The following is a 4550-nucleotide window of genomic DNA, read 5'->3' as shown; positions in this document are numbered from 1 at the left end:
TTATATAATCCCGTCGATTATGCATCAGCAATTGCCAAGAGAGATTGATCCGTTTCGTTTTGCTCATAGCGGTTTACAGATAACGGGAGAAATTCCGGTCAGTAAAATGTCGCGTTTGAGTGAAATGCTTTACGACGATTCGGGGACAGTTTTGATCGATATGCAGTTTGATATCGACACTACTGGCACGCCTTTTATGCGTGGGAAATTTGCTGTAACCGTCAATTTGCTATGTGAACGTTGTATGGAGCCAATGGCCCATTCAATGAATATCACAACCAAACTGGCACTGGTTCGACATGAAGGAAAGATTGAAGGTCTTGCTGAACAATATGAGCCCTGGATCTTGAATGATGCAAAACAAGTTGATCCGGCATCGATTGTGGAAGATGAGTTGATTCTCGCTTTACCAATCGTGCCAAAACATGATTATTCGTGTTTGCCTGAAAAATTGTGGCAGACAGGAGAAGAGGAAATCGAGCCTGAGAAACCAGTCTCACCGTTTGCAGTGTTATCTGCATTGAAATCGAAAAAGTAGTTTATTTATTGGGTTTAGGAGTTTAAGCCATGGCTGTTCAAAAGAGTAAAAAGAGTCCTTCACGTCGCGGTATGCGTCGTTCACATGATGCATTAACTGAATCAACATTATCTGTTGATTCAACTTCTGGTGAATTACACCGTCGTCACCACGTAACAGCTGACGGTTACTACCGTGGCCGTAAAGTTATCGCTGACAAGAGTGAATAAGGCTTAACAGAAATTGACTTTAACAATTTCGATCGACGCTATGGGCGGGGATCACGGACCACAAGTCGTGATCCCCGCTGCCATATCAACGCTGGAAAGGCATACCGATGTAGAACTGATTTTGGTTGGCGATGAAGCCACCATATCAGCAGAGTTAGCCAAACATCAGTTTGCTGACAAACACCGGATTAAAATTCACCATGCTTCTCAAACAGTTGGCATGGATGAAGCCCCTTCATCAGCACTTCGCGGCAAAAAAGATTCTTCAATGCGGGTGGCCATAAATCTTGTAAAAGAAGGTCAGGCTGCAGCTTGTATAAGCGCTGGTAATACCGGTGCATTAATGGCAACTGCGCGTTTTGTGTTGAAGACTTTGCCCGGTATTGAACGACCAGCAATTATTACAGCATTACCAACCATGCGTGGTCACACCTATGTGCTCGATCTCGGGGCAAATGTGGACTCAACTGCTGAGCATCTGGTGCAATTTGCGTTAATGGGCTCAGTATTAGCTGAGTTGATTGATGGCAAACCAAATCCGACAGTTGGTCTGCTGAATGTTGGTGCTGAAGAAATTAAAGGTAATGAACGAGTTAAAGAAGCAGCGCGTTTACTAGCCAAAACCGATTTAAATTACTACGGTTATGTGGAAGGCGATGGTCTTTATCACGGCGAAGTTGATGTACTGGTCTGTGATGGGTTTGTGGGTAATGTGGCGTTAAAAGCCAGTGAAGGCGTCGCACATATGATTCGACATTATCTGCGCCAGGCTTTTAACCGTAACTGGCTTACCAAGATTGCCGGCCTCATTGCCTATCCGGTATTGAAACACTTCAGTAAAGAACTCGACCCTCGAGCGTTTAACGGAGCCAATTTAATTGGTTTACAAGGTATCGTGATCAAGAGTCATGGTGGAGCAGATGCGTTTGCCTTCGCCAATGCAATTAATATCGCTATTCTTGAAGCAAGAAAAGATGTCCCGAGGAATATCACTAAGCATCTTGAGACTCTGTTAGAGGAACAAGTATTGTGATTTATTCCAGGATTGTCGGAACGGGCAGCTATTTACCGGAAAAAATCCTGACCAACATTGATTTAGAATCAATGGTTGAAACCAGTGATGATTGGATTACTGATCGTACCGGTATCAAAAAAAGACATATTGCAGCCGCTGACGAAACCACCACAGATTTGGCGTATTTTGCAGCTATAAATGCTATTTCAGCGGCTGAGTTAAAACCTCGTGATATTGACTTGATCATTGTCGCGACCACCACTCCAACACGAATTTTCCCAAGCACTGCAGCGCTGCTTCAGCAAAAGCTGGGCATTCATGGTTGCCCTGCATTTGATATTCAAGCGGTATGTACCGGTTTCGTTTATGCGTTAACGGTAGCCGACAAATTTATTAAATCAGGCAGTGCTAAAAATGTTCTGGTCATCGGGGCAGAAACATTGTCACGTATCGTGGATTGGACGGATCGAAATACCTGCGTGTTATTCGGTGATGGTGCTGGTGCTGTCGTGCTTCAGGCATCTGAAGAACCGGGAATTCTGTCTACCCATATCCACTGCGATGGCAGCTTTAATAATTTGTTACATGTGCCGACAGGGCCGGGTAGTGCGATAACTGAAGATCCAGCTTATATTGAAATGCAGGGTAACGAAGTCTTCAAAGTGGCCGTCAAAACCCTGAGCAAGATTGTTGACGAAACACTTGAAGCCAACCAATTAGATAAACACGATATTGACTGGCTTATCCCGCATCAAGCCAATATCCGTATCATTGCGGCTACAGCCAAAAAATTGAGCATGTCTATGGACAGTGTTGTTGTAACAGTTCAGGACCATGGTAATACCTCTGCGGCATCTATCCCTCTGGCACTTGATGTTGCCGTGCGTGATGGTCGCATCAAACGTGGTGAAACATTATTGTTTGAAGCGTTCGGTGGTGGGTTTACCTGGGGCTCGGCTCTTATTAAATTTTAATCTGAGGTATTTTTAACAATGCATTCAGCGTTTGTTTTCCCCGGTCAAGGCTCACAATCCATTTCCATGCTGGCCGAACTGTCAGAATCGTTTCCTCAAGTGCAACAAACATTTGCAGAAGCAAGCGAAGTGCTAGGTTATGACCTCTGGGCTCTAGTGCAAAATGGTCCTGAAGCCGATCTCAATCAAACAGATAAAACCCAACCCGCGATGTTGGCAGCAGGCATTGCTGTCTGGCGTTGCTGGGAAGCGACAAGCCAATACAAACCGGCTTATATGGCAGGTCACAGTTTAGGTGAATATACCGCACTGGTTGCGGCCGGGGCACTCGACTTCAAAACAGCCATCAAACTGGTTGAAAAGCGTGGCCAATTGATGCAACAAGCAGTTCCCGCTGGTGAAGGCGCTATGGCGGCTATCCTTGGTCTGGACGATGATGTCGTCAAAGCGGTCTGTCAGCAAGCAAGTGATATCGGTGTGGTTGAAGCGGTTAACTTTAATTCACCTGGTCAGGTGGTAATTGCCGGAACCAAGTCAGCAGTCGATAAAGCCGTTGTGATTGCAACAGAAAAAGGTGCCAAACGTGCTTTATTATTACCAGTCAGCGTACCATCGCATTGCGCGTTGATGCGTCCCGCTGCTGAAGAATTATCCAAAGAACTTGAATCGGTATCGATTCAAGCCCCACAAATCCCCGTTATTCATAATGCGAGTGTTACTGCGACTACTGATGCCGCTGAAATTCGTCAGTTACTGGCTCAGCAGTTATACAACCCAGTCCGTTGGGTTGAAACGGTTGAATGGCTTGCAGCCCAAGGTGTCGATACGCTGGTTGAATGCGGCCCAGGGAAAGTTCTGGCCGGTTTGAGCAAACGTATCGATAAATCTTTGCAGGCTTTACCGGTGTATGATTCGGTGACTCTGCAGAAAACCCAAGAATTGTTAGGAGAATAATCATGAGCCTTCAAGGTAAAGTTGCTTTGGTAACGGGTGCGACCCGTGGCATAGGCCGTGCGATTGCACTAAGCTTAGGCGAGCAGGGAGCTACCGTTATTGGGACGGCAACTTCAGAAAGTGGTGCCTCTGCTATCAGCGAATATCTGCAATCCGCAGGCATTCAGGGCAAAGGCATGGTACTAAATGTCACCCAAGACAATGCGATTGATGAAGTGGTTACGGCTATTGAAACAGAATTTGCCGCACCGGATATTCTGGTCAATAACGCCGGCATTACCCGCGACAATTTACTGATGCGCATGAAAGATGAAGAGTGGGACGATATTATCAATACCAATCTCACGCCTATTTTTAAATTAAGTAAACGTTGCGTCCGCGCGATGACCAAAGCGCGTTGGGGACGAATTATAAACATTACATCTGTTGTAGGTGTGATGGGTAATGCCGGACAAACCAACTATGCTGCGGCTAAAGCCGGTGTTATTGGCTTTAGCAAATCATTGGCTCGTGAAGTTGGTGCACGCGGTATTACTGTGAATAGTGTTGCCCCCGGGTTTATCGATACCGATATGACCAGTGGACTGCCAGAAGCGCATAAAACTGCGTTACTGGAACAGGTCCCAGTCAAACGCCTCGGTGAGGCAGAAGAAATTGCCGCTGCTGTGAGCTTTTTAGCCAGTCCTTTAGCAGGATATATAACTGGCGAAACGCTGCACGTAAACGGCGGTATGTATATGAATTAATGGCCTGAATCTGCTGAGACTTAGGTTTTTTATTGTGGAGATATTTTATGGACAAGGCTTCCAGCTTGTCTCCGCAGTGCTCGCACTATAAAATGCCAGCACGTTGTTTGTACT

Annotated in this window: 6 protein-coding genes; all 6 read left to right on the top strand. The window is 45.8% G+C overall.

Features of this window, described 5'->3' with window-relative positions; all coding sequences use genetic code 11:
• On the top strand, positions 1-538 hold a 538-nt coding region (locus tag Q7V21_RS15135; protein ID WP_304918081.1), incomplete at its 5' end, for a YceD family protein.
• Positions 539-567: 29 nt separating this feature from the next.
• The gene (rpmF, locus tag Q7V21_RS15130) at positions 568-747 is read left to right on the top strand and encodes a 50S ribosomal protein L32 (RefSeq protein ID WP_069295354.1); all 180 of its coding nucleotides are present in this window, start codon (positions 568-570) and stop codon (positions 745-747) included.
• Between the two features lie 13 nt (positions 748-760).
• Positions 761-1780 (top strand): phosphate acyltransferase PlsX, encoded by a 1020-nt coding sequence (plsX, locus tag Q7V21_RS15125; RefSeq protein WP_304918080.1) that lies wholly within the window; start codon positions 761-763, stop codon positions 1778-1780.
• The gene (locus tag Q7V21_RS15120; protein WP_304918079.1) at positions 1777-2736 is read left to right on the top strand and encodes a beta-ketoacyl-ACP synthase III; all 960 of its coding nucleotides are present in this window, start codon (positions 1777-1779) and stop codon (positions 2734-2736) included. Before plsX ends, Q7V21_RS15120 begins: the two co-directional genes overlap by 4 nt.
• Positions 2737-2754: 18 nt before the next feature.
• Complete coding sequence (gene fabD / locus Q7V21_RS15115; protein ID WP_304918078.1) at positions 2755-3690, top strand: ACP S-malonyltransferase; 936 nt, start codon at positions 2755-2757, stop codon at positions 3688-3690.
• Positions 3691-3692: 2 nt separating this feature from the next.
• Positions 3693-4436 (top strand): 3-oxoacyl-ACP reductase FabG, encoded by a 744-nt coding sequence (gene fabG / locus Q7V21_RS15110; protein WP_304918077.1) that lies wholly within the window; start codon positions 3693-3695, stop codon positions 4434-4436.
• Positions 4437-4550: the final 114 nt, after the last annotated feature.

The organism is Methylophaga sp. (assembly GCF_030651745.1).
This window is presented reverse-complemented; position numbering and strand designations above follow the sequence as displayed.

Coding starts and splice junctions, on each gene's coding strand:
- fabD (WP_304918078.1), top strand. CDS start 2,755: ATGCATTCAGCGTTTGTTTTCCCCGGTCAAGGCTCACAATCCATTTCC.
- fabG (WP_304918077.1), top strand. CDS start 3,693: ATGAGCCTTCAAGGTAAAGTTGCTTTGGTAACGGGTGCGACCCGTGGC.
- rpmF (WP_069295354.1), top strand. CDS start 568: ATGGCTGTTCAAAAGAGTAAAAAGAGTCCTTCACGTCGCGGTATGCGT.